General features: G+C 56.3%; 35 protein-coding genes. All 35 read left to right on the plus strand.

What is annotated here, in order from left to right:
* Positions 1–33: 33 nt before the first annotated feature.
* The 35 genes from BQ5462_RS06810 to radA all read left to right on the plus strand — a co-directional run bounded on the left by BQ5462_RS06810 (position 34) and on the right by radA (position 26225).
* Entirely contained in the window at positions 34–312 is a 279-nt protein-coding gene (locus BQ5462_RS06810) for a hypothetical protein (RefSeq protein WP_071142614.1), read from the plus strand.
* 114 nt (positions 313–426) lie between these two features.
* Entirely contained in the window at positions 427–1101 is a 675-nt protein-coding gene (locus tag BQ5462_RS06815) for a phage scaffolding protein (protein WP_071142615.1), read from the plus strand.
* A 5-nt stretch (positions 1102–1106) separates the two neighbouring features.
* The gene (locus tag BQ5462_RS06820) at positions 1107–1955 is read left to right on the plus strand and encodes a phage major capsid protein (protein ID WP_071142616.1); all 849 of its coding nucleotides are present in this window, start codon (positions 1107–1109) and stop codon (positions 1953–1955) included.
* Positions 1956–1957: 2 nt separating this feature from the next.
* Positions 1958–2410: a hypothetical protein gene (locus tag BQ5462_RS06825; RefSeq protein WP_071142617.1), complete on the plus strand. Its 453-nt coding sequence runs from the start codon at positions 1958–1960 to the stop codon at positions 2408–2410.
* Positions 2411–2414: 4 nt separating this feature from the next.
* The gene (locus tag BQ5462_RS06830) at positions 2415–2810 is read left to right on the plus strand and encodes a hypothetical protein (protein ID WP_071142618.1); all 396 of its coding nucleotides are present in this window, start codon (positions 2415–2417) and stop codon (positions 2808–2810) included.
* Positions 2777–3178, plus strand: coding sequence for a hypothetical protein (locus BQ5462_RS06835; protein WP_071142619.1), 402 nt, complete (start codon positions 2777–2779; stop codon positions 3176–3178). Before BQ5462_RS06830 ends, BQ5462_RS06835 begins: the two co-directional genes overlap by 34 nt.
* 12 nt (positions 3179–3190) lie before the next feature.
* Positions 3191–3718 carry a phage tail tube protein gene (locus tag BQ5462_RS06840; protein ID WP_235819597.1) on the plus strand — a complete coding sequence of 176 codons (528 nt, stop codon included), beginning with the start codon at positions 3191–3193 and terminating at the stop codon, positions 3716–3718.
* Positions 3719–3729: 11 nt separating this feature from the next.
* Positions 3730–4146 carry a hypothetical protein gene (locus BQ5462_RS06845; RefSeq protein WP_071142621.1) on the plus strand — a complete coding sequence of 139 codons (417 nt, stop codon included), beginning with the start codon at positions 3730–3732 and terminating at the stop codon, positions 4144–4146.
* A gap of 77 nt (positions 4147–4223) precedes the next feature.
* Positions 4224–4511, plus strand: coding sequence for a hypothetical protein (locus tag BQ5462_RS06850; RefSeq protein WP_235819598.1), 288 nt, complete (start codon positions 4224–4226; stop codon positions 4509–4511).
* Positions 4492–8052 (plus strand): tape measure protein, encoded by a 3561-nt coding sequence (locus BQ5462_RS06855; protein WP_071142623.1) that lies wholly within the window; start codon positions 4492–4494, stop codon positions 8050–8052. Before BQ5462_RS06850 ends, BQ5462_RS06855 begins: the two co-directional genes overlap by 20 nt.
* 1 nt (position 8053) lies before the next feature.
* The gene (locus BQ5462_RS06860) at positions 8054–8848 is read left to right on the plus strand and encodes a phage distal tail protein (protein WP_071142624.1); all 795 of its coding nucleotides are present in this window, start codon (positions 8054–8056) and stop codon (positions 8846–8848) included.
* Positions 8845–10074 carry an XkdQ/YqbQ family protein gene (locus tag BQ5462_RS06865; protein ID WP_071142625.1) on the plus strand — a complete coding sequence of 410 codons (1230 nt, stop codon included), beginning with the start codon at positions 8845–8847 and terminating at the stop codon, positions 10072–10074. Before BQ5462_RS06860 ends, BQ5462_RS06865 begins: the two co-directional genes overlap by 4 nt.
* Positions 10075–10086: 12 nt before the next feature.
* A complete protein-coding gene (locus BQ5462_RS06870) occupies positions 10087–10716 on the plus strand; it encodes a hypothetical protein (RefSeq protein ID WP_071142626.1) in 630 nt (209 codons plus the stop codon).
* A 16-nt stretch (positions 10717–10732) separates the two neighbouring features.
* Positions 10733–11068: a hypothetical protein gene (locus BQ5462_RS06875; protein WP_071142627.1), complete on the plus strand. Its 336-nt coding sequence runs from the start codon at positions 10733–10735 to the stop codon at positions 11066–11068.
* A complete protein-coding gene (locus tag BQ5462_RS06880) occupies positions 11061–12572 on the plus strand; it encodes a hypothetical protein (protein WP_071142628.1) in 1512 nt (503 codons plus the stop codon). The genes BQ5462_RS06875 and BQ5462_RS06880 overlap by 8 nt, the downstream gene beginning before the upstream one ends.
* 3 nt (positions 12573–12575) lie before the next feature.
* On the plus strand, positions 12576–13685 hold the full coding sequence (locus BQ5462_RS06885; protein WP_071142629.1) for a radical SAM/SPASM domain-containing protein: 1110 nt from the start codon (positions 12576–12578) through the stop codon (positions 13683–13685).
* Complete coding sequence (locus tag BQ5462_RS06890; RefSeq protein WP_071142630.1) at positions 13678–13992, plus strand: hypothetical protein; 315 nt, start codon at positions 13678–13680, stop codon at positions 13990–13992. The genes BQ5462_RS06885 and BQ5462_RS06890 overlap by 8 nt, the downstream gene beginning before the upstream one ends.
* Before the next feature lie 11 nt (positions 13993–14003).
* Positions 14004–14393 (plus strand): hypothetical protein, encoded by a 390-nt coding sequence (locus BQ5462_RS06895; RefSeq protein WP_071142631.1) that lies wholly within the window; start codon positions 14004–14006, stop codon positions 14391–14393.
* Positions 14394–14458: 65 nt separating this feature from the next.
* Positions 14459–14863 carry a hypothetical protein gene (locus BQ5462_RS06900; RefSeq protein ID WP_071142632.1) on the plus strand — a complete coding sequence of 135 codons (405 nt, stop codon included), beginning with the start codon at positions 14459–14461 and terminating at the stop codon, positions 14861–14863.
* Entirely contained in the window at positions 14856–15698 is an 843-nt protein-coding gene (locus BQ5462_RS06905; protein ID WP_071142633.1) for a hypothetical protein, read from the plus strand. Before BQ5462_RS06900 ends, BQ5462_RS06905 begins: the two co-directional genes overlap by 8 nt.
* Positions 15695–16672 carry a radical SAM protein gene (locus BQ5462_RS06910; RefSeq protein WP_071142634.1) on the plus strand — a complete coding sequence of 326 codons (978 nt, stop codon included), beginning with the start codon at positions 15695–15697 and terminating at the stop codon, positions 16670–16672. Before BQ5462_RS06905 ends, BQ5462_RS06910 begins: the two co-directional genes overlap by 4 nt.
* Positions 16659–17330, plus strand: coding sequence for a hypothetical protein (locus BQ5462_RS06915; protein WP_071142635.1), 672 nt, complete (start codon positions 16659–16661; stop codon positions 17328–17330). Before BQ5462_RS06910 ends, BQ5462_RS06915 begins: the two co-directional genes overlap by 14 nt.
* Positions 17327–17623 (plus strand): hypothetical protein, encoded by a 297-nt coding sequence (locus tag BQ5462_RS06920; protein WP_071142636.1) that lies wholly within the window; start codon positions 17327–17329, stop codon positions 17621–17623. The genes BQ5462_RS06915 and BQ5462_RS06920 overlap by 4 nt, the downstream gene beginning before the upstream one ends.
* Positions 17620–17970, plus strand: a complete 351-nt coding sequence (locus BQ5462_RS06925; RefSeq protein ID WP_071142637.1) for a hypothetical protein — start codon at positions 17620–17622, stop codon at positions 17968–17970. The genes BQ5462_RS06920 and BQ5462_RS06925 overlap by 4 nt, the downstream gene beginning before the upstream one ends.
* Positions 17930–18547, plus strand: coding sequence for a peptidoglycan recognition protein family protein (locus BQ5462_RS06930; protein WP_071142638.1), 618 nt, complete (start codon positions 17930–17932; stop codon positions 18545–18547). The genes BQ5462_RS06925 and BQ5462_RS06930 overlap by 41 nt, the downstream gene beginning before the upstream one ends.
* A 2-nt stretch (positions 18548–18549) precedes the next feature.
* A complete protein-coding gene (locus BQ5462_RS06935; RefSeq protein ID WP_071142639.1) occupies positions 18550–19011 on the plus strand; it encodes a hypothetical protein in 462 nt (153 codons plus the stop codon).
* 133 nt (positions 19012–19144) lie between these two features.
* Positions 19145–19288, plus strand: coding sequence for a hypothetical protein (locus tag BQ5462_RS11250; protein WP_159429679.1), 144 nt, complete (start codon positions 19145–19147; stop codon positions 19286–19288).
* A 211-nt stretch (positions 19289–19499) separates the two neighbouring features.
* Positions 19500–19718: a hypothetical protein gene (locus tag BQ5462_RS06940; RefSeq protein WP_071142640.1), complete on the plus strand. Its 219-nt coding sequence runs from the start codon at positions 19500–19502 to the stop codon at positions 19716–19718.
* Between the two features lie 155 nt (positions 19719–19873).
* Positions 19874–20098, plus strand: a complete 225-nt coding sequence (gene secG / locus BQ5462_RS06945) for a preprotein translocase subunit SecG (protein ID WP_235819599.1) — start codon at positions 19874–19876, stop codon at positions 20096–20098.
* A gap of 123 nt (positions 20099–20221) precedes the next feature.
* Positions 20222–20968, plus strand: coding sequence for an alpha/beta hydrolase (locus tag BQ5462_RS06950; RefSeq protein WP_071142642.1), 747 nt, complete (start codon positions 20222–20224; stop codon positions 20966–20968).
* A gap of 5 nt (positions 20969–20973) precedes the next feature.
* Positions 20974–21375: a PaaI family thioesterase gene (locus BQ5462_RS06955; RefSeq protein ID WP_071142643.1), complete on the plus strand. Its 402-nt coding sequence runs from the start codon at positions 20974–20976 to the stop codon at positions 21373–21375.
* Complete coding sequence (rnr, locus tag BQ5462_RS06960; protein ID WP_071142644.1) at positions 21372–23846, plus strand: ribonuclease R; 2475 nt, start codon at positions 21372–21374, stop codon at positions 23844–23846. The genes BQ5462_RS06955 and rnr overlap by 4 nt, the downstream gene beginning before the upstream one ends.
* Complete coding sequence (gene smpB, locus BQ5462_RS06965; protein WP_071142645.1) at positions 23797–24261, plus strand: SsrA-binding protein SmpB; 465 nt, start codon at positions 23797–23799, stop codon at positions 24259–24261. Before rnr ends, smpB begins: the two co-directional genes overlap by 50 nt.
* A 140-nt stretch (positions 24262–24401) precedes the next feature.
* Entirely contained in the window at positions 24402–24848 is a 447-nt protein-coding gene (locus BQ5462_RS06970) for a CtsR family transcriptional regulator (RefSeq protein ID WP_071142646.1), read from the plus strand.
* Positions 24849–26225 carry a DNA repair protein RadA gene (radA, locus tag BQ5462_RS06975; RefSeq protein WP_071142647.1) on the plus strand — a complete coding sequence of 459 codons (1377 nt, stop codon included), beginning with the start codon at positions 24849–24851 and terminating at the stop codon, positions 26223–26225.
* Positions 26226–26355: the final 130 nt, after the last annotated feature.

Consider the following 26355-nt stretch of genomic DNA (forward strand, 5'->3'; position numbering starts at 1 on the left):
ATTTTTATGCATTGAAAAGAGAGGAGAACAAAAATGAAGAACCTGAAAGCGATTGCGATGACGATGGCCCTGGTGGCCGGTATTACGGGGACGGCCTTTGCCGCCGACATTCGGGAAATCGTAGGAGACCCTGGCACCGAGATCACGGACCGGAACCCCACCTGCTACCAGACCCGGGTATTTAATGGCCACACCCTGGAATCCTACGTGGAAAATGATGTGGCCATCACGAAGGAGGATGGGGAAGTGGTGCTGGAATATGAAATCCAGCGGAGCGACTTTGTCCCCTTCGACTTCGATTCCAACCAATAACCCATACATTACCCTGTGCAGACCTTATGGGCCTGCTTTTTTATTACCCTGATAGCATCGGCCAGGCGCCGGTCTATATAAATCAATTGCCCCAGGCGGGCAGGAGGAAACGATATGTATACCCTTGATCAAATCTTTGCCGCCCTTGGCGGGGTGGAAAACGGTGGTGCCATGGTGGCGGATCTGCAGGCCATCATCACCGGTGCCCGGAACGAAGCAGCCGCCAACCGGGTGGAACGGAACAAGGTGCTGGACGCCCTTGGCCTCCGTGGCAGCGAGAACCCCGAAGCGGCCCTGAACAACCTGCGAACGACTCTGGAAGCCCTGAAAAAGACAGGTAACCCGGAAACCCTGGGCAGTCAGATCACCGCCCTGCAGGACCAAGTGAAGGAGCTGACGGATAAGTATGCTGCATCCGAAGAAAAAGCCAAAGCTGAACACACGAAGCGCATCAACACGGCAATGCATTCTGCACTGCAGGCCGCCCTGGCCAAAGGGAATGCACTAAATCCGGAAGCTTTCATCAAGCTCCTGGAGGACAAGGTGGAAGTAGGCAATGATGATTCCCTGAGCATGAAGGTAGGGGACAAGGCCGTGTCTATCGACGAAGGTGTGAAGGACTGGCTGACGACCAACCCCTGGGCTGTGAAGAACACGGCAGCAGGCGGCGCCGGAAGCGGCAGCGCTGGCAATCCGAAAAAGGTGTATACCCCTGATGATCTGAAAGGCATGACGCCGGCTGAGATCAACGCACACTGGAATGAAATCAAAGATTCTATGAAAGGATGATTGAAATGGCAATTTCTACTTTTATCCCTGCCCTGTGGTCCGCACGTCTGCTGGCCCACCTGGACAAGAACCTGGTCCTGGGCAACCTGGTGAACCGGGACTATGAAGGCGAAATCAAGAACCTGGGCGACCGGGTGAAGATCAACCAGATCGCTGACGTAACCATCAAGGATTATAAGAAAGGCACTGATTTGGTGTATGACGACACCGACGGCACCCCCACTGAACTGGTCATCGACCAGCAGAAATACTTCGCCCTGAAGGTGAACGACGTGGACGCTGCCCAGGCCAACATCGACCTGATGGACCGGAGCCTGGAACGGGCCTCCTACGCCCTGCGTGATGTAATCGACCAGCGGGTAGCCGGCCACGCCAAGGAAGCCGGCACCATCCTGACCCTGAAGGACATGGAAGCCCCGGAACAGGCTTACGAAACCATCGTGAAGATGGGCACCAAGCTGGACGAAAACAACGTGCCCCGGATCGGCCGCTGGCTGGTGATCCCGCCCTGGCTGTATGGACTGCTGCAGAAGGACCAGCGTTTCGTTGGTACCGGCAGCGCAGCGGCGGAAAGCCGTCTGACCACCGGCAACGTGGGTTCTGCAGCTGGCTTCCAGATCTATGAATCCAACAACCTGGCCTATGTGAAATCCACTGATACCACGTCCGTTATGGCCGGTACCAATGCAGCGATTTCCATGGCCACCCAGATCATCAAGACGGAATCCCTGCGGCTGGAAAAAGACTTCAGCGATGCAGTCCGTGGCCTTCTGGTCTATGGGTCCCTGGTGGTGCAACCGAAAGCTCTGGTGACCCTGAACACCAACCCCAAGGCTGAAATCGTTACGCCCTGATCATGGTCAGGGTATCGTTCCGGGCTGATGCCTTAAGCAAGAAGCTGAGGCAGGCGCCGGGAGAAGTCCAGAAGCAGCTGCGGGAAGCCATGGACATTTCGGTACGGGATGTGCAGGAACGAGCCCGGGAGGAACATAAGTTCATCTCCCGGACCGGCCAGGCCGAAGGCTCCATCCATACAACTGTGGAAGGGAGCGGCGACCACCTGGCGGGAACGGTCTACACGGCTCTGCCCCATGCCGTTTACCAGCACCAGGGCACCCGTTCTCATACCATCGTGCCACGGAGCAAGACGGTGCTGCGATGGTCCGAGGGCGGTCAGTTCGTGTTCGCCAAACGCTCCCAGGTGAAAGGCATCCAGGCAGATCCGTTCATCTTCAATGCCTTCGACAAGGAAAAGCCGGCTATCATCAGCCGGTTCAAGAAGGCAGCCGAGAAACTGGGGATGGGGTGATTTTATGGATCTGATCAAAGCAGAAGACATTACGGACGCCATCCTGAAAGGACGGGTCACGGCCGGGAACCTGGCACTGGCTAATGAAACAATTGTGCGGCTGGCAGCTACCTACGGGGTGGACGAGGCTGCCATCGTACCCAGCAACCTGCTGAAGCGGTACGGGATTGTGGAAGCCTGCCGGGCCTGCTGCCTGGAACTGGTGGGGACTGATCCCACGGTACAGATTGGCAGCTATTCCGGCAGCCGGCAGGATGACATTTATGAACGGAAGTACAAGCTGTATGACGATCAGGCGAAGAGCCTCTTGAAAGATCTTACAGCATCGGACTTTAACGGTGGAGAAACGGAAAGAGGAGGAAGCCCATGGACGAAAACGGTGAATATTTACCGGGGATAGACGATTATTCGGCTGCCATCTGTGAGCTCCTGGAGGAAGCGGTCCCGGAAATCCCCTGGAATGAGGAAGTGAAGGGGCCGGCTCTTTCCAATGAGACAGAGGGAACCATTGCGGCGGACAAAGTAACCTTTTCCGGCCAGGATAAAGAGGACGAGGAAGGCGTGATCACCTTCATGATCTATATCGTTGTGCCTGATCAGACGGAAAGACGGCTGGAAACCCTCTCCCGAAAGGTCCGTAAGGTACTGAACGAGGCAGATTTCATGGACGGGCATGTTGCGTCCATCACTTTCGGGATTGCCCAGGGCCAAAGGGGGCGAAACCCGGGCACAGCAGTCCTGGAATACCTTGTGAAAGCATGTATGTAAGGAGGAATAAGAATGGCAGATAAAGTTCGTGCCAAACTGGCGGCGGTACACACCAAGCTGGAAGGCAAATATGTACTGGTATACCTGAATTTCGGGGAAAGCGCTACGGAAGCTGCTCCCAAATGGGCCATGATCGGTGGCCAGAAATCCGGCGACCTGGATCTGAGCGCTGACTCCATCGACGCCAGCGACAAGACCAGCGGCGGCTGGGGTGAGAAGTATCCTGGCATCAAGACTTCTGAACTGAGCGTGGAAGGGAACATCGTAGGCGGGGACGAAGCCTACCAGGCCCTGCGGGATGCCTTCAACGCCGGTGAACCGGTTGATATCTGCCGGTACGACAGCAAGAACAAGACGGCAGACCGGAACTGGTACTCCATTACCGAACTGAGCGACGAAACGCCCCATGACGATGTGGCTACCTTCTCCATGAAGCTGGAAGGCATCGGGGCGCCGAAATACTACAAGAATCTGACCAGCGTGGATTCCGTAGGGACCACGGCGGCTTCTTCCAGTTCTACTACCACTACCGGGAAATGAGGGATTGAGTAATGGATATTTCCTATAACAAAGTGACCCGGATCGTCTGGGTCAAGAGCGGTGACAAGCTGTATCACTTCCGTCTGACCATCAACGGGCTGCAGGAGCTGGAGGCGGTGGCCTTCGGCGGGCAGTCCTATTTCGATTTCCAGAAGGAACACCAGACCATGCCCTTGGGGGCACTGTTGGAAGCCTTCCGGATTATGCTCTTTGCGGCCGGCGACAAGAACGAAGCCAAGAATGCAGGCCAGGTGGTGGAAACCCTGTCCATGGATGCGGGGATCCAGCAGGTGGAAGCCATCTTCTACGTGACGCTGGCTGTCTCCGGGATCTTCGGCGCCAAACAGTCCAATGAGATGCTGAAAGCCCTGAAGGTCAAGAGCAAGGACGTGAAAGAAGAAACGGCGGAAGACGGAAAAAACGCTTAGAAGGGGAATCGGAAACCTGGGGCTCTTTCACGGAGTACATCGGGCTGATTCTCCCTGTTTGTTATGGGGAATTGGGCATGACGGGGGAAGAAATCGGTACAGCGACGCCCTGGGAGATCCAGCGGCGCATTGAGGGCTATGGGGCCAGGATGAAGGCCAAGCGGATGTTCACCGCTTCCTACATCACGGCTCCGGTCATCAATGCCGGGTACCGGTCCCCCAAACGGCCCGTAACCCCTGAAAAAATCCTCCCGGATGACTTCCGGACGCCAGAGGCCCAGGATGAAAGGGACGAATGGCTGGCGATTGCCAAAGCGGAAGAAGAAAGGAGGGAAAAGTTGAAACATGAGCAGCAACACGATTAACATCACCCTGGAAGCGGATGCCAGCGGGGCCATACGGGTCATCAAGCAGGTGAGCACGTCCGTGGACCAGCTGGCCGGGAAAAAGGTTGGCAATGCCGGGATGCCGGAGCTGGCCAGCGGAGCCCAGCGGGCTTCTCAAAGCCTGAAACAGACAAAGGCTGATACAGATGCCCTGGCCAGTGCCATTGGGAAAATCAAGGGCATGATTGCCGGGGCTTTTACCGTTGGCGCCATCACCAGCCTGGGCAAAAAAGCCCTGGAAGCATCGGCGAATATGGAAGTGCTGCGGCAGGGCCTGGACTTTGTACTGGGTTCCTCCGAAGAAACGGACAAACTGATCAATGGGATGCGTGATCTGGGCGAACAGTCTGCCTATGACACCAACGAATTGATTCCCCTGGCCCGGCAATGGGTCAACATGGGGGACGATGCAGAAACGGCTGTCGGAAAGATGACAAAAATTGTGGACCTGGGGTCTGCTTTTGGTCTGACGTCCGAGCAGATTGGATCCGCTACTCTGGCATTGAGCCAGATGGCAGCAGCGGGGAAAATCAACGGGCAGGATATGCTGCAGCTGACCAACGCCAACATTCCGGCCTGGAAACTGCTGGCAGATCATATGGGCCTTTCCGTTGCAGAACTGCGGAAAATGTCCGAAGCTGGTGAACTGGGCGAGGATGCCATTAACGAACTGTGGGACGCCATTGAAGAACGGACCCAGGGCGCTACGTCCCGGATGAATGGGACCCTGATGGCCAGCTTCTCCAACTTTGAAGAAGAAATCCAGAACAGTATGGCCAGTATCGGCGATATTATCAGCCAGGCCTTCAATCTGAAGGGAATCCTCCAGGGCGGCAGTGATATGGTATCCAGCTTCCGGGAAGCCCTGGAACAGATCAAACAGGATGCTGAATCTGTTGGAATCGGCCAGGCTATCATGAACCAGATTTCCAACGTGAGCCCGGAGTTGGCAACCCTTCTGGGGACCATCGGGAACATCGTCGGGGAATTCATCAACATTGTGATAGCCGGCTGGAATGAAATCTATGCGACGCTTTCCAATCTGGATATTGCGGCCATTCTGACAGTCATCAACGATGTGGTAAGCAGAGCTGGCCCGGTTGTCCTGGCTGTGGTTTCCCTGATCATTGGGGCCATTAACCTGATTCTGCCGGTTGTGGTTGGCCTGGTCAATGCTTTTGCCAATGCCTACAATACGGTGTCCCCCTACATCACCAGTATGGCGAACCTGTTCCAGCAGATCCCGGTGGCGGTTTCCGGCGCTATCACGACCATTTCTACTGCGTTCAGCAGCTTTGTGAGCTGGCTGGAAAGCAGCGTATGGCAGCCTATCCGGAACGCTGCAGTGACAGTCATCAACTTCATCGTGGGTTCGTGGGTTGCTTTTGGCGGCTTTGTGATGGCTGCTGTCCAGCCGCTGGTGGATTGGTTCCAGAGTTCTGTATGGCAGCCAATCAGTGAATTTGCTACGGCGGCCTGGAATACCATCACGGCTCTGTGGGGACAGTTCGTTGAATGGTTCGCTCAGGTCATGAGCCCGGTGACGGATGTGGCTTCCGAATGTTGGAATGCTATCTGCGACTTTGCCAGTGAAGCCTGGGACACCATCAGCGGTGTCTGGGGTGCAGTAGCCGGCTGGTTTGATTCTACTGTGGTGCAGCCGATCCGGTCTGCTTTTAACAACGGTACCAGCTACATTTCTCAATGCTTCCAGAATGCCTATTCCGAGATTACTGGACTTTTCAGCAAGCTGGCGGGTTGGTTCGACAGCAATGTGGTCCAGCCCATCAAGGAGAAATTCAGCAAAATCCTTTCTCTCGGTTCTTCTGTAACCGGGATGACCGTTACGGCTTCCGGCGGTGGGGACGCACCTGCTGCGGCCCAGGGCGGTGTATTCGGCCGGTTTGCTTCCGGTGGTGTTGTAGGTGGCCGTATCCCGGCTCTGGCCAATGGCGGCCAGTCGAACCGTGGGACTATGGCCCTTATCGGGGAAGCGGGCCCGGAAACGGTGCTGCCTTTGAAGAAGATCATTTTGGGGAAAGTTGGGCAGGCGATTGCTGAAGCCTCCGGGATGGATGCCAACAAGAAGAATCCGGTGTACAACACCCGGAAATCCTTCTCTGACACGACCAAACCCAAAGACGTGGACGCTTATACCAAGATCCTGGACGAAACCAAGCAGAAGATCCTGAAAATCAACGAGGCCCAGGCCAAATTCCATGAGGAATGGCAAAAGGCCCAGGAGGATGCGGCCAAGTACACGGAAGGCGGGGAAAAGACCCTGGCCTTCCAGAAACAGATGGCCAGCAATCAGGAAAAGATTGCCAAACTCCAGGAGAAGATCAGTTCTGGAAATGGGGATGCCAAAGACGCCGAAGCGTTGAAAACGCTTCAATTGCAGACCCAGAATCGGATCGCTGAATACGAAAAGGAAAAAGCCGCTGCCATTGCTGCAGCCCAGGAAACCCAGGATGCCATCACCAACATTGATGCTGAGGCAGAAGCGGCCCGGCAGAAGGTCAAGCAGCAGGCCATTGATCAGATGGGCTCTTACGAAACCCAGCTGGCCCAGGCCCAGTATGCCCAGAAAAAGGCCATGATGGCCACCGAACTGGACGATTTCCTTGCCCAGATGACGGCCAAGGACGAAATTACCGGCCAAAGCTATGCGACGACTCTGGCCAACGAACAGTACCTGGCAGAACAGCGCCGGGTGTGGATGGAGGAACTGATGCTGGCTTCCGTCAGCTGGGGTGAGTACATGCAGACCATGCTGACCAACATGGCGGTGCAGGTCCAGGACGGGATTGCCTCCGGAATTGCCCAGTGCGTGGTGGAGGGCAAGAAGTTCAGCCAAGTCATGAGTAACCTGGCCAAGACCCTGCTGAAGCAGCTGATCCAGGGCGTCATCCAGAAAGTGATTTCCGGCTGGCTCATGGCCATCGGGCTGGGGACCAGCCGACACAAGCAGGAAATGAAGAACACGGCAGCAGAAACGGAAGCTGCCGCTGCCAAAGCAACTGTTATGGCCAGCGTGGCCACAGCAGCCGTCATTGCGGCCAACCCGCATATGGCGGCTGGAGCTGCAGCTCTGGTTTCCGGGCAAATGGGCGAAGCTGCTGCAGCTGCAGGATTGATTTCCAAAGCTGCGCAGAAAGTGTTCCAGGACAAGGATTCTGATTCCGGCGGCGATAAGGACAAGAAGAAGGACAATCTGGTGATTAATATCGGGGCTGATCCCGATAGCCTTACAAAAGCCTGGAACCTACCACACTTTGCCAAAGGCGGTGTGGTCACCGGCCCTACGGCTGCCCTGATCGGGGAAGGGCGCTATGACGAAGCGGTATTGCCGTTAAAGCCCAGCCTGCTGGAGAAACTGTTCGGCGGTGGGGACGACAACCGGCAGAATACCGTGGTGGCCACCCAGAACATCTACGGGAACATCAATTCCCGGGATGATGAAGACGACCTGTTCGGCGGCTTCAATGACATGGTCCTGGCCGGACTGCGAGGTGCGTAACGTGAAGCAGTTAGCAAGAAAAATCCTGAAAGACAGCAAACTGAAGATCGTGACCCAGGCCGGCACGGAGTATTCCCTGCCGGCTTTGTGGTCCATTTCCGATGCAGGAGCGTACACCTTCCGGAACAAGCTGGAGGACAAGGCATTCTCCCACGGCGGCAACGTGGTGGGGGATGGCCGGATCTCTGGCCGTACCATCAAGGTGGAATTCTTCATGCACGGCGCTACGGAGCAGGATCATGACTATGCCCTGAACACGGCCTACACCTACTTCTGCCAGACCAACTATGACCTGTATGTGGGCCGGTCCGACCGGAAATTCCGGGTAGCCGGCGTTTCCAAGATCACCCACAAATACCAGAAGGGCTTCCAACAGCGGTGGAGCGAGATTACGGTTTCCCTGCTGCTGGCGGACCCGTTCCGCTATGAAGGGCACACCACGAAAATCACCAAGGTGTTTCCCAGAGCGGTGGAAAATGCGGAGATCTACGTGGACAACCTGGGAAGTGTGGACACGCCATTGACGTTCCGGTTCATCCCGGTGAAGTCCATGGCCAAGATCCACATCTACCACAAGCAGGCCAAGGAGGAATTCAGCCTGTCGGATGCCCTGCTGATTGCCCCGGCCACCGTAACGGTGAACGGGGATGCAGGGACCGTCTGGCGGGACAAGGCCAACAGCATCAATACCTTCTCCGGGCAGTTCCTGCACGTGAAGCCTGGCAAGAACCTGTTCTATTACACAGGGGACGCCGGGACCATTGAAATCAGCTTTACCAACAGGTGGTTCGTATGAGTACGATGTTCGGGAGAAGCCTTTTCGGCCATCTGATCTATGCGGGACCGGACCAGGGCGGGGCAGGAAGCATTGATACTTCCGTCCCTGACTTTTACCCTGGCCAGTTCACCGTGATCGCCTATAACAAGAGCGGCACCAAGACGGCCTATTTCGGGTCCGGGGCAGAGCACAACGCCCTGTCCAAAGTGACGTTCGAAATCGGGGAAACCGGCTGCGGAAATGTGGAACTGACCTTCCATGAACTGCCCAGCAATGCGGAACTGGATTACATGCAGCGCATCGACATCCACCTGTTCGGGGACCGTTCTCCCTGGTACTCCGGCTACATCATCAACCGGCCGGTGAAAGGGACCACGGACACCACCTACACCTTCAAGGGCTACGGCTACTATAACCAGCTGTCCAGCTACCTGATCTTCAAGACCTACGAGAACATGGACCCGGGCGACATCGTCCGGGACATTGCGGTGGAAGCGGAAAAGCATCTGGATATTGTGTTCAACGATATCAAGATTGAAAAAGCCGGCTATACCTGCACTAAGATCGTGTTCGACGGGGTGACCATCAAGGATGCTTTGAAGACCCTTTCGGAGTTCGCCACGGATTTTGTCTACGGGGTGGATGAACGCCGGAACATCTACTTCAAGCCCCGGGTGAAGGAAATCAACGAACAGGCCCGGCTGACCGTAGGCAAACACATCACCAGCTACAGCCCCACCTGGAACGTGGATAAAGTCGTGAACTGGGTGCGGACCAAGGGCGGGAATGTGGACGACCAGGGCGAGCAATGGCTCTGTGTGGCCAAGGATGATGCCAGTATCCAGAAATACGGGTATCGCATGAAGGTGCTTTCCCTGCCGTCTGCTTATGCGGTAGCCGATGCCCAGCGCTACAGTGACAACTACATTGCCCAGTATAAGGATCCCATCAAGTCGGCCACGGTGAAAGGCGTCAGCCTGGAATACCCGCTGGTGGATGGGTCCTTCAACGTGCGGCACATGACCACCGAGGGCATGGCGGAAATCCGGACCCTGTCCGGAGATGTCCATGACTACCCCATCACCAAACTGAAATATACCGTTTCCCCGGATAAGGGAATCAGTTGTGACATGACCCTGGGCGAGCCGCCCTTTACCGTGGACCAGTACCTGGCCGGAGTGGAGCGGAACGCCAAGAACCTGGAACAGGCCCAGGCCACGGCTATCAAACAGCTACACAAGTAAGAAGGTGAGAGCATGATATACGATTATCGTCTGGATCCCTGGAACAATGTGCTGGACATCCACAACATCAGCGGAGAACGGCACCAGATCCCGACTACAAGCCCGTTCACGGTGCGGCTTTTGGAGGTCCCCCAGAAAACGGAACCAACGTCCCTTTCTGTGACCTGCAACGGCGCGGCCATGACGGAAGTGGCGGCCACCCCGGAGCAGGGGCAGTTCTTTCCCGACTACCGGGCCAGTGTGACCGGGGACCCGAACTGGAACCGGGGCGAGCTGCTGTTCAATGCGGCGGATGCCGGGAAATGGATTACGGTGAACTACCGGGGCATGGGTACCTTGATTGACAGCCGGCTGCCTGATATGCTGCAGCTGCCATTTTCCGGAAGCCAGCAGGCTGACCGGGAAACCAATCTCAGCACGGCACCCAACAGCTGGGACTCCCAGGAGGGGAGCTCGCCCAAGGGGAAACCGATTTACGGCGGAAAGTTCCGGAGACACCGGGGCATTCCGGCGGGAACCTATTCCCTGCGGGAAATCCTGCAGAAGCTGATCAATCTTTCCAGCTCCACGGAGTTTGTGAGGACGGTAAGGGACTGTGACTGCAATTGCAGCGATGGCTGCAGCGATGACAGCGGACCTTGATGGATAAGGAGGCAGCATGATCACCATAGATGATGCGCTGAATATCGAGGTATCTCAATATGATACCTTTGCGCTGAAATTCATTTTTAAAAATTACAAGCTGGATGCGGATGACAAGGTGGTGTTCTCCATCAAGGCCACCACCAACAGCAATGAAGTGGTTTATTCGGCCGAGTTTTACAATTCCGGGCAGAACTATGTGAACGTGGAAGTGCCCAAAGGGGCGCTGAACGACCTGCAGCCCGGGACGTATGTTTATGATCTGGTGATCATGAACAGCCGGACGAACAAAATCGTGACCTGCTTCTTCCCAGCCAGCTTCATCATCAGAGGGGTGGCCCACAATGTCTGATAACGAAAAGACCCTGGAGATCCAGGTGGTCTCGGGGGCAGAAGGGCAGATTGATACGGGGGATACCTACGGAGCCGAACAGGCCAGGGAATATGCTGACGAAGCCGCCCAATCTGCGGAAAAGGCCAAAGAATCCCAGAACCTGGCGGAAGCCTGGGCCCACAGTGACCAGGCCCCCGCCGGTGAAGGTACTCGGAGTGCCAAGACCTGGAGTAACGTCTCCAAAGAATGGGCAGAAAGCACTACGGCCCCGGATAATACCACCGGCTCCCGGAGTGCCAAGACCTGGGCTGACGTGGCCCGACAGTGGGCGGAGAGCGACAAGGAACCGGACGGGGTGAAGAACTCCAAGAGCGCCAAGACCTGGGCCGGGGTGGCCAATGACCACGCCAATACCGCCAGCCTGAAAGCCAATGCGGCGGCTGCCAGTGCCAACACGGCAAGCCTGCAGGCCCAGGCGGCGGCAACCAGTGCCCAGACGGCAACTACGAAAGCAGGAGAAGCCAGCACCAGTGCCAGCAATGCGGCGGTGAGTGCGAAGGCTGCAGCGGATAAATACACAGCTCTGGTGAATGAGGATCTGACCAAGAAAGCAGATCTGGCTGGAGCGGACTTCACTGGAAAGGTGACTGTTCCCACTGCGCCTGCCGGCACTAATGACGCCCAGGCGGCTACAACGGCCTTTGTTATGGCGGCGATTGCGGCCATGGTGGATGGATCTCCTGAAGCCTTAGATACACTGAAAGAACTGGCTACGGCCCTGGGCAATGACCCGAACTTCGCCACCACAATCACGAACCTAATTGCCACGAAGCTCGACAAGACGGGGACGGCAGTGAAGGCAACCGGGGATGCGGCCGGAAATGATATCCAGAAAACCTATGCTACCAAAGAAGAACTGAATAAGCAGGGCGGGAGCCTGGCTACCGTAGCCACCACAGGAAGCTACACGGACCTGCTGAACCTTCCGGCCATTCCTTCTAAAACATCGGAACTGACCAACGACAGCCGGTATGTTTCTACTGACGAAAGCGGCAATGTGGTACTGACCGGCACCCTGACCGCTACCCAGGTGTTCAACGCTGTTTATAACGACTACGCAGAGTTCTTCCCCAGGGGCGGAGATACGGAGCGAGGAGACATCATCGCCTGTGATGAAACAAGCAGCCGGGAACAGTACGTGAAGGCCACCGACAAGAGCCAGTGCGTGGTGGGGGTTCATTCGGAAGAATTTGCCCAGATTATTGGCGGCCTGCAGGTGGAAGAAGGCAAGGGTGTCATGGAAACCAACATCCGGCAATTCATCCCGGTGGCCATGGCCGGCCGTGTCCACGTGAAGTATTTCGGCAAGGCAATCGTGGGGACAAAGGTAGTCCCCTCTGAAATCCCCGGCGTGGGGAGAGCCTGGCAGGAAGGAGACAGCCTGGACCACGTGGTGGGCAGGATCGTGGAACCGGATACACGCCAGGATGTCCGGCTGGTGAAAATCCTGGTAGGGAGGTAATGTATGGGAGACTTTTTGAAGAGAAACATCAACACCATCTTCCTGATGCTGGGGAACGGCTGCAACATGAACTGCCGGTACTGCCTGCAGCATCCCCTGGTGGAAAAGAGCCTGTCCGGCCATGTGAATCCGGACGTGTACCGGTTCATCCGGCAGGTGGTGGAGGAAAACGACGAAAAGACGGAACTGGGGCTGCACTTCTATGGAGGTGAGCCCCTTATCTATTTCCCGCTGATGAAAGAGATCATCGGGAAGCTGAAAGGCGTGAAGGGCATCCGGTTCAGCACCATCAGCAACGGCAAGGCCATCACAGACGAAATGGTGGAGCTGTTCAACAGCCTGCCCCTCTACGTGTGCATCAGCTGGGACGGCCACAACGTGCTGCAGACCCGGGGCTATGATGTTTTCGCCAAGGGAAGCAAGACCAGGGAACGGCTGCTGAAGCTGGACCACCTGGGAGTAAGCGCTGTGCTTTCTGCGTACAACTACCCCCAGGAAGCTTGTGATGCCTTCCAGGAGCTCAGCAAGGATTATTTCGATATCCACGGGTATCCTCTGTCCTTTAACTACGACACCATCATGGACACCGGCCTGGGGGACAAGTCCCTGCTGGACATGGACTATGACAGGGTGGAACGGGAAGTGGGGACCATGATGGACCGGTACATGAAGTACCGGCTGGGCCAGGGAGAAATGAAATTCGCCGAGCTGGCCTTCATCGAAAGCCGGTTCAATGCTCTGTACAGCTATCTGCGCAAGGATGGGGACTTCTGGAGCCGCCAGTGGTGCACCTGCAACAACGGCTACAGCGTGCTGAACCTGGACCTGGCCGGGAACCTGTATCCCTGCCACAATACCAGCCAAAAGGCTGGGAGCATCTATGATTCCTATTTCAAGTATCTAAACGAGATCCTGAAAACAGACCGGACGTTCGAGCGGCGGGAAAAGTGCCTGGATTGCCCGGCGGTGGCTTCCTGCAAAGGTGGCTGCAAGCTGGTGGCACCGGAGAACATGGAAAAGGGGCTGTGCCGGCTGCGGCGGGCCATCTTTCTGCCCATCCTAAAAGGCACCATGGCCTATGGGCGGGAAATCATGGAGGCAGGAAATGGCTAAGAACGGTACCATCACCAAGACTACCTGGACGGCTATGGCTGCCGGGGATAAGGTGACGGCGGCCAATATCACAGAGCTCCAGACGGCCATTGCGGCCCTGGAGGGCTACGCCAAGAACGTGGACAACTGCGGGTTCACCAACTTCTGTCAGAAATGCCAGGCCTGCCAGGGATGCCAGACCTGTCAGAGTCAGACCTGTCAGAGCAGATCTTGCCAAGGGTGCCAGACGTGTCAGAAGTGCCAGAAGTGTCAGTTAATAAAAGTTTATGAGTGCAACTGCGACTGCGGCGGCTCCGATGACAGCTGAAGGAGGTGGCCATGGATAAGGGAAATATAATTCTAACCACAGATATGACCGCCCTGCAATCCGACCTGGTGACCATCGCCACAGGAATGAAGCGGAGTACGGTGCTTGAGAACGCTGGCCATGTGGAAAAGGCTACGTATACGGGAAAGGTGCTGGCCACGGACATCCAGAACATCCGGGCAGCCATCAATGGGCTGGAAGCAGAAAGCAGCGGGAATTGCTGTGAATCCAACTGCTGCCAAACATGCCAGGGGTGCCAGAGCCAGACTTGCCAAAGCAGTACCTGCCAGAGCTGTCAGGGATGCCAGACGTGTCAAAGGTGCCAGACCTGCCAAAGTGCAAGCCAATGTGTAAAGGAAGGACAGGGTGGCTCTAACGTCTACTATAAAGAATGTCGTTAATCAATCAATTGTGGATGCGGTGGCGGTGGCAGCGACGACGGTGGGCCCTGAGAAAGGAGAAAACCATGATTGTGCAAGGAGACGTATTGACCAACGAAGGCCCGAAGGCCATCGAGGAAATCAAGGAAGGGGATATTGTCATCAACCTGGGGAACCGCCCCTGCCGGGTGGTGAAAGTGGAGAAAGCGGACGTGACGGAGGTCATCCGCTTTGCCAGCAACCCCCATCTGGTGATTGCCCGGGATACGGATATTGCCACCCGCTATGGCCGGGTGCAGGGCCGCAGCATTACAGGCAGCACGGTGGAAGAAATGCTCTACCAGTGCGAGGCTCCCTGCTTTTACGATACCCTGGAACCGGGTACGCTGGACAGCCCGCAGCCGGGCTATGAGCTGACGGTAGACAGCGGGGACGGGGTGTTCGTGGACGGCTACGGCATCTATGTGAAGAAGGAGGGCGAACGTGCTTAGCGTACTGTATAACTCTGATTCGGTGGCCACCCGGGATGACGGGGCGGTCAAGATCACTATCAAAGGGATGTATCTCAAGGCCGAAGTGATGGACAAGAACGGGACGGTGGATGGCTTCGACGTAATCAAGGCCCTGCGTTCCTACAGCTCTTATACTCTGGTCCATCGTTCCGGCTTTGTGAAGGTTTTCCGGAAGATTTCCAAATCTGATTACAAATTCCTGGACCTGAACCGGCTGGGCGTGGGGATCCGCATGGACTTCCAGAACATCTGCCAGCTGTACGGGGATTATGACGTTCTGCAGGTGGATACGGGCCTTATCACACCCACAAGCCGGGATATCATCATCCGGGTGTTCGAAATCCACAAGGACAACATCCTGGTGGATGCGGACAGTGACTATACTTTTTCTGATTTCAGCACTGCGGCCCTGGAATTCGGGGATCATCCCCGGTTCAACCTGTGGGACAGCTATGCCCTGGTTGTGAATGGCCGGGAGCTGAAGGCCAACCGGAAGGGGACCGTGTACGAAGGAGATTTTTCTACGCCCATCGTCTGCCCGGAAGGCCAGGAATACATGGAACTGGAAATCCGGAAGTATAAAGGGAACTTCGACACTACAGCCGGCCCGCTGACCCGGGCGGAGGACTGTGAAGGCGTGATGATCCACGCTAGTGCCGGGCTGCTCAATGCCACCCGGGTGCGGCTGGACCATGGCGTGGCCAAGGTGCGATTCTACCCGCTGGGGTACACGGGTGAAATCAAGATCAAGCTGGGCCGGAAATGGTACGAAGTTTGGAACGAGTACAACCTGATTGTAGGTGAGACGAAATGAAGAGCGTGACCATCTATCTGGGCAGCAAGTGCAATATGGATTGTGCCTACTGTCACCGGGAACCGGACCCGGAAGAAGATAAAGGACTGCCTCCGGAGTTTTACAGCCGGCTGCAGCAGATGGCGAAGGAAGGCCCCCTGACCGTGAAGTTTATGGGCGGGGAGCCTACCTTGTATATGGACACCATTAAAAAGGTGGTAGAGTCCGTCCCTGATGCCTCTTTTGCCATCGCCACCAACGGGAAGAACCTGGAATGGTTTCTTCCATCCTTCCGGGCCAACCATTTCAAGATTGCTCTCAGCTATGATGGCGGGGATGTTGACCTGCGGGGATTCAACCCGCTGGAGAAGCTGGTGGATTATCCCTACCTGAGCATCAGCACTACGATCTTCCACGGAAACACCGATTTCCGGAAGATCCTGGCCCAGTTCCGGGAGAAGCGGGAAAAGGGGATGCGGATTTCTTTCTTTCCTCATTTGGTTCATCACACCAGCCCGGCCAACGCCGCCTATGCCCTGACCAAAGAAGATTACGCCAGTGTGCTGCGGCAATGGAAGGAACTGGTCTTGGAGCTGGTGGATGGATACAAGAAAACCGGGAAAATCAACTGGGAACTGACAGCGCTATTCTATGGTCTGTTCCGCCGGCTAGAAGCCAACTACCAGTATGGCGAAACGTACTGTTTCAACCGGAACCTGTGGAAGGTGGGGCCTACGGGTAAGTTATTCAGCTGCTTCTATATCCGGGACGTTCCCCTGGATCCGAAAAACTGGCAGGATCAGCAGGCTGCCCTCCTGGATTACCTTTTCCCCAAATGCAAGGGGTGCAAGGTGTACGGGATGTGCGGAGGTGGCTGTCACAAGAGCCTGGACCATGAGCAGGAATGTGAATTCTACTATGCCCTGTATTCCTGGTTCCAGGAGTTGGCCGATAAGGAGCCGGCAGTCTGGAGGCTGGGCAATGCTTTACAGTAAGGACAGTGTGTTCGTTGTGTTCCCGGACTGTATCCAGAGCAGCCAGGAGGAAGAACTGTGGGTGGATCTGGTGGGGAGCCGGCTGGAAATCGTCCATAATGGCAATCCCATGACTATCGACCTGGACGCCCTGGCACCCTGTTCTTCTACCCAGGTGGTGACGGGCAGGGCCGGGGATATGGTCCTGTACAACTACCGGGAACTGCTGATGATCTACGGGCTGAAGCCCCTGGAATTCCTGCAGGTGTTCCGGCTGCATGGCTGGGTGCAGGTGGATAAGACCCATCGGGGCGTATTCGTGAAGATCTTTTGCCCCTGTGGGCAGACGGATCCACGAAGCAGCCGGACGGATTGGAGCAAGTGCCAGCATGCCGACCCGGGTGAACTGCATCCAGTTGACCGGAAAAACTCCTGGGCCTTTACCCTGGAAGATTACCAAATTACCGGCCGGGTGCTGCACGTAACCGGGACACTGTGGAAATCCCCTTTGTGGCAGGATGAAATCCTGTATTTCAACCACGGGGGCCAGGCGATTCCTCTGCAGGAAGGGGAGAACAGTTTCAATCTGCTCTATGTGCCTGGAGAAGATGTTTATATGGGGACGAAGTACAGCCGGTATCCTGGCCGGTGTATCAAGCTGACGGAGGGGAGAAAGTGAAAGATATTGTGATTGAAGGACTGAGTACGCTGGTGAGCCTGCTGCTGGGCGGCCTGGCCGGCTATGTGATTGCTTATGTGACTGGATTGCAGGCCGTGAGGAAAGGGATGCAGCTGATTCTGCGGGCCTCTCTCAATGACATGTACGTCCGGTTCCAGCAGAATGCTCCCACGGCTGAAGAAAAGCAGGTGTGGCAGGAAATGTATGGCGTATATGAGCACCTGGCAGATAACGGGATCATGAACGCCAAACATGAAGAGGTGCTCCACATGGCGGAACAGGTACGAGAATGAATAAAATCCAAAAGACCCTGCTGGATTTGCTGGGGTCCATGGGCCGCATGCACGTCCGTGGACTGCCCCGGGCTCTGGTCATTACGATTATGCTCCTGATTATCGGGAGCATTTTTCTGTACTTGGCAGCCTGGATGTGGCTGTGGTGGGTGAAAAACCATGTGGACCTGCCGGCCCTGAATATGCTGATTCAGACCATCACCAGCATGGCCTTCGTGGCTGCCATCGGTTTTATCGGAAAAAGCCTGATTGATGCCGATGGCGACGGAGTGCCGGACCCATGGCAGAAGGAGGTAAAAGAGGAAAATGAAAAGAGTGACACTGAAAGACATCCGGACAATGGCTGAGGCCGCCAGGCCCACGCTGATGGCCCAGGCCCAGGAGTTCGGCCGTGACGTCAAGGTATACCTGCATTGGACAGCCGGCCGATATGGCCAGATGTACAATGACTATCACATCAACATTGACCGGGACGGGAGCCTGTGGGCCAGCACCGACGACTTTGCCGAAACTTTGTCCCATACGTGGCATCGGAATACGGGCAGCATCGGGGTGACGCTCTGCTGCTGCTACCAGGCTGCCAGCAACGCCCTGGGCCCCTACCCACCGACTGCAGCCCAGATTGAAGCCATGGCCCAGGTGGTGGCCGTCCTGGCCAAAGCCCTGTGGCTGACCATCGACCGGGATCGGATTATGACCCATGCGGAGGCGGCTGATAATGTAGATGGCCTCTTGCCGGAAGGGGACGAATATGGCCCCTGTAACGGTTGCGAGCGGTGGGATCTGCAGTACCTGGGCACGAAGGAGAGTCCCTCCTGGACCACCGACTACGACAGCCCCAAAACTGGGGGCAACGTGCTGCGGGGGAAGGCTATCTGGTATCAGAATCAAATGCAGGAGATGCAGGATAATGGGGAGGGCTAAAGATGTGTGGAATCAAGTGCAGGCACAGGCTGGCCGCTGCCCTCGTTGGGCTGTGTACCTTGCTGCTGCTCTGGTGCTGTTCGGGGCAGGCTTCTGCTGCGGCTATTACCGGAGAAGCCACCTATATGATCACACAGAGCGAGCTGAATCAATTGAGCAGCAACTTGACCAGGCTGCAGACTATCAACAGCGAGCTGCTCAAAAACTCCAGGAAGCAGAGCAAGCAAATCGCCACCTTACAGAGTCGATTAGCGACAGCCGAACAGCAGTCGAGGGACTTGGAAACACGGTTACTGCAGGCAGAGAGCGACTCACTGAGAGCCAGCAACTCCTTGACCAAAGCCAATCAATCCTTGATGCAGTACGCCGCCGAGGAGAAGCGGACACGGCTGCGCATTAAGGCCCAGCGGAATACATGGGAAGCCATTGCGGCAGGGCTTTTTGTAGCCTGGGCCGCAAAATGAAGAAAACCCGTAGAGTCAGGAAATACCTGGCTTTACGGGGTATTTTTATTACAAAAACTTGATTAAAAGTATTGACAAAAAAGTAAAAATATAGTATAATTAAATCATCAAAAGGAAAGGAGGTGTGAAAGATGTGATAGAAAAATTAAAGGCAGCCGCCGAAAACTTTGTTTTCTGGATTTCATTTATCCAAGCGATGATATGGATATGGAAAACGACGAAATCGGCAAAGAAAAAGCTCCGGAAACTTCTCAAGCAGTCCAAAGCAAAGAAGTAACCAGAGCCACCGGGGAGCCGAAAGGTTCCCCACCTGCCTTGATTTTATCACATGAGTACCATGAAAACAATTATTTTTATTACGTCGGTAGTTGTTGTCGGCATGTTGCTCAGTCTTTCATCTATAGACTGGAGCAGCTGGGTAAAAGGTCTGGCATGCGGTGGTGTAATCAGCGCATGGGTAGTCTATTTTGGCCTGGGGAGGGATTTTCATGGTAGAAACTAAAAACGGTTGGGGTGGACGCCGCCCCAACCAAACCGGAAGACCAAAAGGCACTACAAAACCGGAAGGGGTACGGGCTCAGCATCAGCTCCGTGCCTATGATGATGAATGGGATCTGATTCGGCGCTTTGCCCATCTGGTGAAGCATGGAAAGATGGAATCCTGTAAAGCTGCCTTAGGCCAATTAGAGGCGGCAGACGGCAAATAAACGGCAAAAATTTGGCGGGAAACATGGTATATATTGGAAGAAAACACGGTGGCCGTTGAGTGGCCACCGTGAATTATACTATGTTTCGGAAACTATGGACAAAACGCCCTTCTATGGTCTATAATGATAGAATCTGATATGTGGAGGGAATACCTGTGGCGTTAGATATATTGATGGTCCTTGATGTGATCGTGAGCATCCTGATGAGCCTTTCCATCCTGCTGCAGTCCGGTAAAAGCTCCGGCTTTGCAGGTATGGGCGGTGGCGAGACCTTGTTCGGTGGCAAACCCACCGACATGGACGAAGCCCTGTCCCGGTTCACCGTGGTGCTGGGCCTGGCTTTTGCTGTAATCAACGTGGTCATTGCCCGGTTGCAGTAATCAACTGAAGAACGTTCACACATGCACAGTGGCATTGCCTTGGAGGGTAATGCCATTTTTGCTATAACCGGAGGGGCGGTAGACAATACCTGCCATCGCTTTTACAATGAGGGAGGGACGCTGATGAGCACGAACATTATGCCCGGGGCAGAACCCTATGCCTGGCAGGGGACGACGGGAAAAGGTGTGCTGCTGATCCACGGATTCACCGGCAGTCCCTCGGAACTGCGGGAACTGGGGGAACAGTTCCACGAGAAAGGCTATACGGTGGAGGGAATCCTGCTGGCCGGGCACGGCACCGATCCCCGGAACCTGCTTTGTGTCAAAGCCGAACAGTGGCTGGAACAGGTACGGCAGGCGGTGCTGGGGCTGCGGAGACGGTGCCACACGGTTGTCGTGATCGGCATGTCCATGGGAGGCCTTTTGGCCCTGTATGCCGCAGCGGAGCTGCCTGTGGACAGGGTGGTGACCCTGAGTACGCCCATCTACCTGTACGACTGGCGGGTGCACTTTTTGTGGCTGGCAGACCGTCTGCCCTACTGGGCCATTCCCAAATCTCCCCGGTCCATCGATGCTCCCGAGCGCTACAATGTGGCCTATCGGTGCATGCCCATTGCCGGTGTGCATCAGCTGGTGAAATTGCTGCGCCTGGTCAAGCGCCGGGAGATCCCGAAAGTGCAGCAGCCCATCCTGATCATCCAGAGCCGCACGGACCATACGGTACGGCCGGAAAGTGCCCAGTATATTGCGGACCATGTGGCCTCGGCCCACAAGAAGCTGCTGTGGGTGCCGGAGGCCCGCCACGTGATGACATTATTTACAGGCCGGCAGGCTGTTTATGCTGCCATTGAAGCCTTTTTGGAGGAATAGATAGAATGGAAAGAGAAAGAGATACCATGTGCTTCGGCTGTGGCAGGGACAATCCCATGGGACTGCACCTGCATTTCCGCACCGACGAGAACGGCTGTTATACCAGTTTCGTGCCCCAGCCGGTGCACCAGAGCTATGATGGCCGGATGCACGGAGGCCTGATCTCCACCCTGCTGGACGAGACCATGGGCAATTATCCCTATATGTACGAACACAAGGTGGCCTATACGGCCCGGCTGGAAGTACGCTTCCGGCAGCCGGTGCGCATCGGGGAGCGCATCCGGGTGATCACAAAAGTGAAACGGAGAAAGGGACAGCTGCTGGAGATGACGGGCCAGGTGGTCCGGGAAGACGGCACAGTGGCCGCGGAAGCAGACGGGAAGCTGATGTATGAGGAGAGATCATGACAAATAATGAAATGCAGGAACGGATCCTGGGATATGTGAAGGAGCACGCAGCGGCTCCCCTGGAGGCAGAGGCCATTTTAAAGGCCCTGCAGCTGGAAGGAGCGGACCTGAAGCTGTTCTGGCTGGAACTGAAGGAACTGGAGGACAACGGGACCCTGATCAAGACCCGGTACAGCACCTATGGGCTGCCGGCAGCCATGGGTCTGGTGGTGGGCCGCATCCAGATCACCAGCAAGGGCTTCGGCTTCGTGATCCCGGCAGAAAAGACGGAAGAGGGCGACCTGTTCATCCCGGCCAGCGGCCTGACCGGTTCCATGGACGGGGATACGGTCATCGCCCGGGTCATGGAAAAGGGCTATGACGACCGGCGGGAAGGCAAGGTCATCCGGATCCTGAAACGGGCCCATACGAAACTGGTGGGCACCTTCAGCAAGGCCGGGGAGTTTGCCTTTGTGATCCCGGACAACAAACGGGTGGGCCGGGATATCTACGTGCGCCGGAAAGATTTTGGCGGTGCCAAAGACAAGGAAAAGGTTGTGGTGGAAATCACCACCTGGCCGGATGAACGGCGCAATGCCGAAGGCCGGATCGTGGAGATTCTGGGCAAGCCCGGGGATATCGGCCTGGAAATCCTGTCCATCATCAAGGACAATGACCTGCCCACCAAATTTCCGGACGCCGTACAGGCGGCTGCGGAAAAAGTGGAACAGAAGATCAAAAAGAAGGAACTGCAGTCCCGTCTGGACCGGCGGAAATGGAACATCATCACCATCGACGGGGTGGATTCCAAGGATCTGGACGATGCGGTGTATGTGGAAAAACAGGGAGATAACTACTTCCTGGGGGTCTATATCGCCGACGTGAGCTACTATGTGCAGCCCCATTCCGCCCTGGACCAGGAAGCCTACGAACGGGGCACCAGTGTGTACCTGGTGGACCGGGTCCTGCCCATGCTGCCGGTGGAACTGAGTAACGGCATCTGCAGCCTGAATGAAGGGGAAGACCGTCTGACCATGGCCTGTGAAATGCTCATCGACGGCAAGACCGGGCGGACCATTTCCTTTACCATTGCCCCCAGTGTGATTAACAACCACCATCGGATGAACTATCCGGACGTGCGGAGCATCCTGGTGGACCAGGACGAGGCCCTGCGGGAGAAATATGCGGACATCGTACCCATGCTGGAGAACATGGCCGACCTGCAGAAGGTGCTGAACAAGAAACGGCAGCGCCGGGGGGCCATCAACTTTGAGCTGCCGGAACAGAAGGTGCTGCTGGATGAACAGAAGCACCCGGTGGCCATCGTAAAGCGGGAACGGTCCGTGGCCGAGATGATGATTGAGGAATTCATGCTGGCGGCCAACGAGACCGTGGCCGGCTTCATGGCCAAACACAAGCGTCCCTTCATCTACCGGGTCCATGACCTGCCGGACCCGGACAAGATTTCCAACCTGGCGAAACTCATGAGCCTGTTCGGGGTCACCCTGAAAGTGGAAGAAAAAATGCGCCCCAAGGATCTCCAGCGGGCTCTGGATAAAGTAGCCGGCAAACCGGAGGAGAAGCTGATCTCCACGGTGGCCCTGCGCAGCATGCGCCAGGCAGTGTACCAGACGGAGAACATCGGTCACTTCGGGCTGGCAGCTCACTTCTATACCCATTTTACGTCCCCCATCCGCCGGTATCCGGACCTGATGGTCCACCGGCTGCTGCGGCGCCAGCTGGACGGTGAGCGCCTGTCCAGACAGCAGGCGGAGGAACGGACCCAGCGGTTGAGCCTGATTGCCTCCCACTGCTCCATCCGGGAACGGGCAGCCATCGACGCCGAACGGCAGACGGTGGATCTGAAGATGGCAGAATACATGCTCCAGTTTGTGGGCCAGGAATTCACCGGCACCATTTCCGGGGTTTCTTCCTTCGGATTTTTCGTGGAACTGGATAACGGGGTGGAAGGGCTGGTACACGTATCCAGCCTGACGGACGACTATTATGATTACATCGAGGGGCAGTATGCCCTGATCGGTCAGCATCTGGGCCACCGGTACCGTCTGGGCGACCAGGTGAAGATCCAGGTGCTGTCGGTGGATGTGGAAGAACGAAAGATCGACTTTGTGCTGGCTGGGCTTTCCAAAGAGGCTGCCGACGCCATGCGCCGGGAACTGGGACGCCAGAAGAAGACCAAGAGCGGGATTGCCACCGGCAAGCTGCGCAACGATACCACCGGCCGCCGGGAAAAGGGAAGCGCCGCAAAGAGCCGGAACCGGCATCGCAGCAAAAGTAAAAAGAAAAGCGGCCCGAAAGCCGATGCGCCGAAAAAGCAGGAAAGCGGCCTGAGCCAGCTGGTACCGGAAGGCACCGGGACCCAGAGCGGCAGCACGAAAAAGAAGAATCACCGCCGCCGGCGGAGAAGAAGGGATCGGAAACATGGAAAAACCAGTGAAAATCGTAGCAGAGAATCGCAAAGCAAGGCATGACTATAACATCCACGAAACCTACGAAACCGGCCTGGTACTCACCGGTACGGAAGTGAAATCTCTGCGGGCGGGCAAGGCCAACCTGAAGGATTCCTATGCGGCGGTGACCAAGAGCGGGGAAGTGTACATCTACAACCTGCACATCAGCCCCTATGAACACGGCAACCGGTTCAACGTGGATCCCCTGCGGGACCGGAAGCTGCTGATGCACAAACGGGAAATCCAGAAACTCATCGGCAAGACCAAAGAAAAGGGGTATACCCTGGTGCCCCTGCAGCTCTATTTCAGCCACGGGCTGGTGAAATGTAAGCTGGCCCTGGCCACCGGTAAGAAACTCTACGACAAACGGCAGGACATGGCTGCCAGAGCGGCCAAGCGGGACATTGACCGGGCCATGAAGGAAAGGAACAGATAAGGCAGTCACAAGTCTCTGGTCACTAGTCCACAGCCGATGGTGAAAAATCGCCATCGGCGATTTTTTACTTGCCAAACGTCAAAAAGTCAAATATAATAGTATGCGGGAAATCCTGCCTTTCCCAGGGGAGGTGTTTCATCATGCGAAATATCGCAGATGCAATCGAAGAATTCATCATCAGCGAACTGTTTGCCAACGAACAGGACGCAGTCAGTGTGAAACGGAGTCAGCTGGCGGAGAAGCTTTCCTGTGCGCCCAGCCAGATCACCTATACTCTGACCACCCGGTTCACCCCGGAACGGGGATATGAAGTGGAATCGAAACGGGGGAACGGGGGCTTTATCCGGATCATCCGGCTGCACCCGCACCAAAGCAGTACCGCTGCGGCCCATCCGGCACTGCCGGCTGCCCGGGAGGGCAAATCTTCTGACCAGCTGGTCCATGCGCTGCTGACCCATAAAATGGTCACCCTGCGGGAGGCCCGGCTCATGGAGTACTTCCTCCAGGTGCTGGGTGACCATGTAAGCGAAAAAGACAAGGAGCAGCTGATCCGCAACGCATTCCAATTGCTTCAGGAGGACGAATAAGTGGCGAAACGAACCCAGACCCGTTACGTATGCCAGAACTGTGGATATTCCACGGCCAAATGGCTGGGCAAGTGCCCGGAATGCGGGCAGTGGGACACCCTGGTGGAGGAGGTGGCTGCGCCCACCACACCCACCCGGCAGCGGCCCAGTTATCTGACGGTGACAGAAGCGCCCACGCCCAAGACCCTGCGCCAGGTGAACAAGGTGCAGGTGCACCGGCTGTCCACCGGCATCCACGAATTCGACCGGGTGCTGGGGGGCGGCATCGTACCGGGCTCCCTGATCCTTTTGGGCGGGGCACCGGGCATCGGCAAAAGCACCATCACCCTGGACGTTTCCATGAAGGCGGCGGCCCGGGGCGCGAAAGTGCTGTATGTTTCCGGCGAAGAAAGTGAAGCCCAGACGGCCATGCGGGCGGAACGGCTGGGGGAGGCCACGGACGCCCTCCAGATCATGACCGCGACGGAACTGGGCACCATCCTGGTCCAGGCACGCCAGGTGATGCCCAGGCTGCTGGTGATCGACTCCATCCAGACCATGTACAACCAGGAACTGGAGACGGCGGCGGGCAGCGTGGGCCAGGTGCGGGAATGTACCGCCAAGCTGCTGACCTTTGCCAAGGAAACGGGCATTGCGGTGATCATCATCGGCCACGTGACCAAGGAAGGGAATATTGCCGGACCCCGGCTGCTGGAACACATGGTGGATGTGGTGCTGCAGTTCGAAGGGGACCGGTCCTACACCTACCGGGTGCTTCGGGCCCTGAAGAACCGGTTCGGCTCCACCAGTGAATGCGGCATCTTTTCCATGGAGGAGGCGGGCCTGAAAGAAGTGGCCAATCCCTCCGGGCTGTTCTTGGAGGCCAAGGAGTCTCCGGTGCCCGGGTCGGTGATCACCGCTGTCATGGAAGGGAATCGGCCCATCCTGACAGAAATCCAGGCCCTGGTGGCCCATACCCCCTTTGGCCTGCCCCGCAGGACCGTGGTGGGGGTGGATTTCAACCGGGTGAATATGCTGCTGGCCGTGCTGGAAAAGCGCTGCGGCATGAATTTCGGAGACCAGGATGCCTATGTGGCTGCAGTAGGCGGTATGAAGGTGAAGGAGCCGGCTGCCGATCTGGCCATTTTGGGGGCTCTGGTGTCCAGCTACCGGAACCGGGCTGTACCCATGGGGGTGCTGGCCATCGGTGAAGTGGGGCTTACCGGCGAACTGCGGAGAGTGGGCCTGGTGGACCGTCGGATCAAAGAGGCCATCCAGCTGGGCTTTCATCGGTTCGTGGTGCCCCGGGGCAGTTTCCCCGCCGGTAAGGAACCAAAAGAAGTGGCCATTGCCCAGGTACGGACGGTGGAAGAGGCCGTGGCGGAGTTGTACAAGTGAACACAGTCACTAGTCTCTAGTCACTAGTCCACAGCCGATGGTGAAAAATCGCCATCGGCGATTTTTTTACCTTCCTTTTCATTTGACAGTCCCCCTTACTTTTTATATAATTTATGGGATACGAAAGACG

This window comes from Acidaminococcus timonensis (genome assembly GCF_900106585.1).
GTDB classification, from domain to species: Bacteria; Bacillota; Negativicutes; order Acidaminococcales; family Acidaminococcaceae; genus Acidaminococcus; species Acidaminococcus timonensis.

Coding starts and splice junctions, on each gene's coding strand:
- BQ5462_RS06810 (WP_071142614.1), top strand. CDS start 34: ATGAAGAACCTGAAAGCGATTGCGATGACGATGGCCCTGGTGGCCGGT.
- BQ5462_RS06815 (WP_071142615.1), top strand. CDS start 427: ATGTATACCCTTGATCAAATCTTTGCCGCCCTTGGCGGGGTGGAAAAC.
- BQ5462_RS06820 (WP_071142616.1), top strand. CDS start 1,107: ATGGCAATTTCTACTTTTATCCCTGCCCTGTGGTCCGCACGTCTGCTG.
- BQ5462_RS06825 (WP_071142617.1), top strand. CDS start 1,958: ATGGTCAGGGTATCGTTCCGGGCTGATGCCTTAAGCAAGAAGCTGAGG.
- BQ5462_RS06830 (WP_071142618.1), top strand. CDS start 2,415: ATGGATCTGATCAAAGCAGAAGACATTACGGACGCCATCCTGAAAGGA.
- BQ5462_RS06835 (WP_071142619.1), top strand. CDS start 2,777: ATGGACGAAAACGGTGAATATTTACCGGGGATAGACGATTATTCGGCT.
- BQ5462_RS06840 (WP_235819597.1), top strand. CDS start 3,191: ATGGCAGATAAAGTTCGTGCCAAACTGGCGGCGGTACACACCAAGCTG.
- BQ5462_RS06845 (WP_071142621.1), top strand. CDS start 3,730: ATGGATATTTCCTATAACAAAGTGACCCGGATCGTCTGGGTCAAGAGC.
- BQ5462_RS06850 (WP_235819598.1), top strand. CDS start 4,224: ATGACGGGGGAAGAAATCGGTACAGCGACGCCCTGGGAGATCCAGCGG.
- BQ5462_RS06855 (WP_071142623.1), top strand. CDS start 4,492: ATGAGCAGCAACACGATTAACATCACCCTGGAAGCGGATGCCAGCGGG.
- BQ5462_RS06865 (WP_071142625.1), top strand. CDS start 8,845: ATGAGTACGATGTTCGGGAGAAGCCTTTTCGGCCATCTGATCTATGCG.
- BQ5462_RS06870 (WP_071142626.1), top strand. CDS start 10,087: ATGATATACGATTATCGTCTGGATCCCTGGAACAATGTGCTGGACATC.
- BQ5462_RS06875 (WP_071142627.1), top strand. CDS start 10,733: ATGATCACCATAGATGATGCGCTGAATATCGAGGTATCTCAATATGAT.
- BQ5462_RS06880 (WP_071142628.1), top strand. CDS start 11,061: ATGTCTGATAACGAAAAGACCCTGGAGATCCAGGTGGTCTCGGGGGCA.
- BQ5462_RS06885 (WP_071142629.1), top strand. CDS start 12,576: ATGGGAGACTTTTTGAAGAGAAACATCAACACCATCTTCCTGATGCTG.
- BQ5462_RS06890 (WP_071142630.1), top strand. CDS start 13,678: ATGGCTAAGAACGGTACCATCACCAAGACTACCTGGACGGCTATGGCT.
- BQ5462_RS06895 (WP_071142631.1), top strand. CDS start 14,004: ATGGATAAGGGAAATATAATTCTAACCACAGATATGACCGCCCTGCAA.
- BQ5462_RS06900 (WP_071142632.1), top strand. CDS start 14,459: ATGATTGTGCAAGGAGACGTATTGACCAACGAAGGCCCGAAGGCCATC.
- BQ5462_RS06910 (WP_071142634.1), top strand. CDS start 15,695: ATGAAGAGCGTGACCATCTATCTGGGCAGCAAGTGCAATATGGATTGT.
- BQ5462_RS06915 (WP_071142635.1), top strand. CDS start 16,659: ATGCTTTACAGTAAGGACAGTGTGTTCGTTGTGTTCCCGGACTGTATC.
- BQ5462_RS06925 (WP_071142637.1), top strand. CDS start 17,620: ATGAATAAAATCCAAAAGACCCTGCTGGATTTGCTGGGGTCCATGGGC.
- BQ5462_RS06930 (WP_071142638.1), top strand. CDS start 17,930: ATGAAAAGAGTGACACTGAAAGACATCCGGACAATGGCTGAGGCCGCC.
- BQ5462_RS06935 (WP_071142639.1), top strand. CDS start 18,550: ATGTGTGGAATCAAGTGCAGGCACAGGCTGGCCGCTGCCCTCGTTGGG.
- BQ5462_RS06940 (WP_071142640.1), top strand. CDS start 19,500: ATGGTAGAAACTAAAAACGGTTGGGGTGGACGCCGCCCCAACCAAACC.
- BQ5462_RS06950 (WP_071142642.1), top strand. CDS start 20,222: ATGAGCACGAACATTATGCCCGGGGCAGAACCCTATGCCTGGCAGGGG.
- BQ5462_RS06955 (WP_071142643.1), top strand. CDS start 20,974: ATGGAAAGAGAAAGAGATACCATGTGCTTCGGCTGTGGCAGGGACAAT.
- rnr (WP_071142644.1), top strand. CDS start 21,372: ATGACAAATAATGAAATGCAGGAACGGATCCTGGGATATGTGAAGGAG.
- smpB (WP_071142645.1), top strand. CDS start 23,797: ATGGAAAAACCAGTGAAAATCGTAGCAGAGAATCGCAAAGCAAGGCAT.
- BQ5462_RS06970 (WP_071142646.1), top strand. CDS start 24,402: ATGCGAAATATCGCAGATGCAATCGAAGAATTCATCATCAGCGAACTG.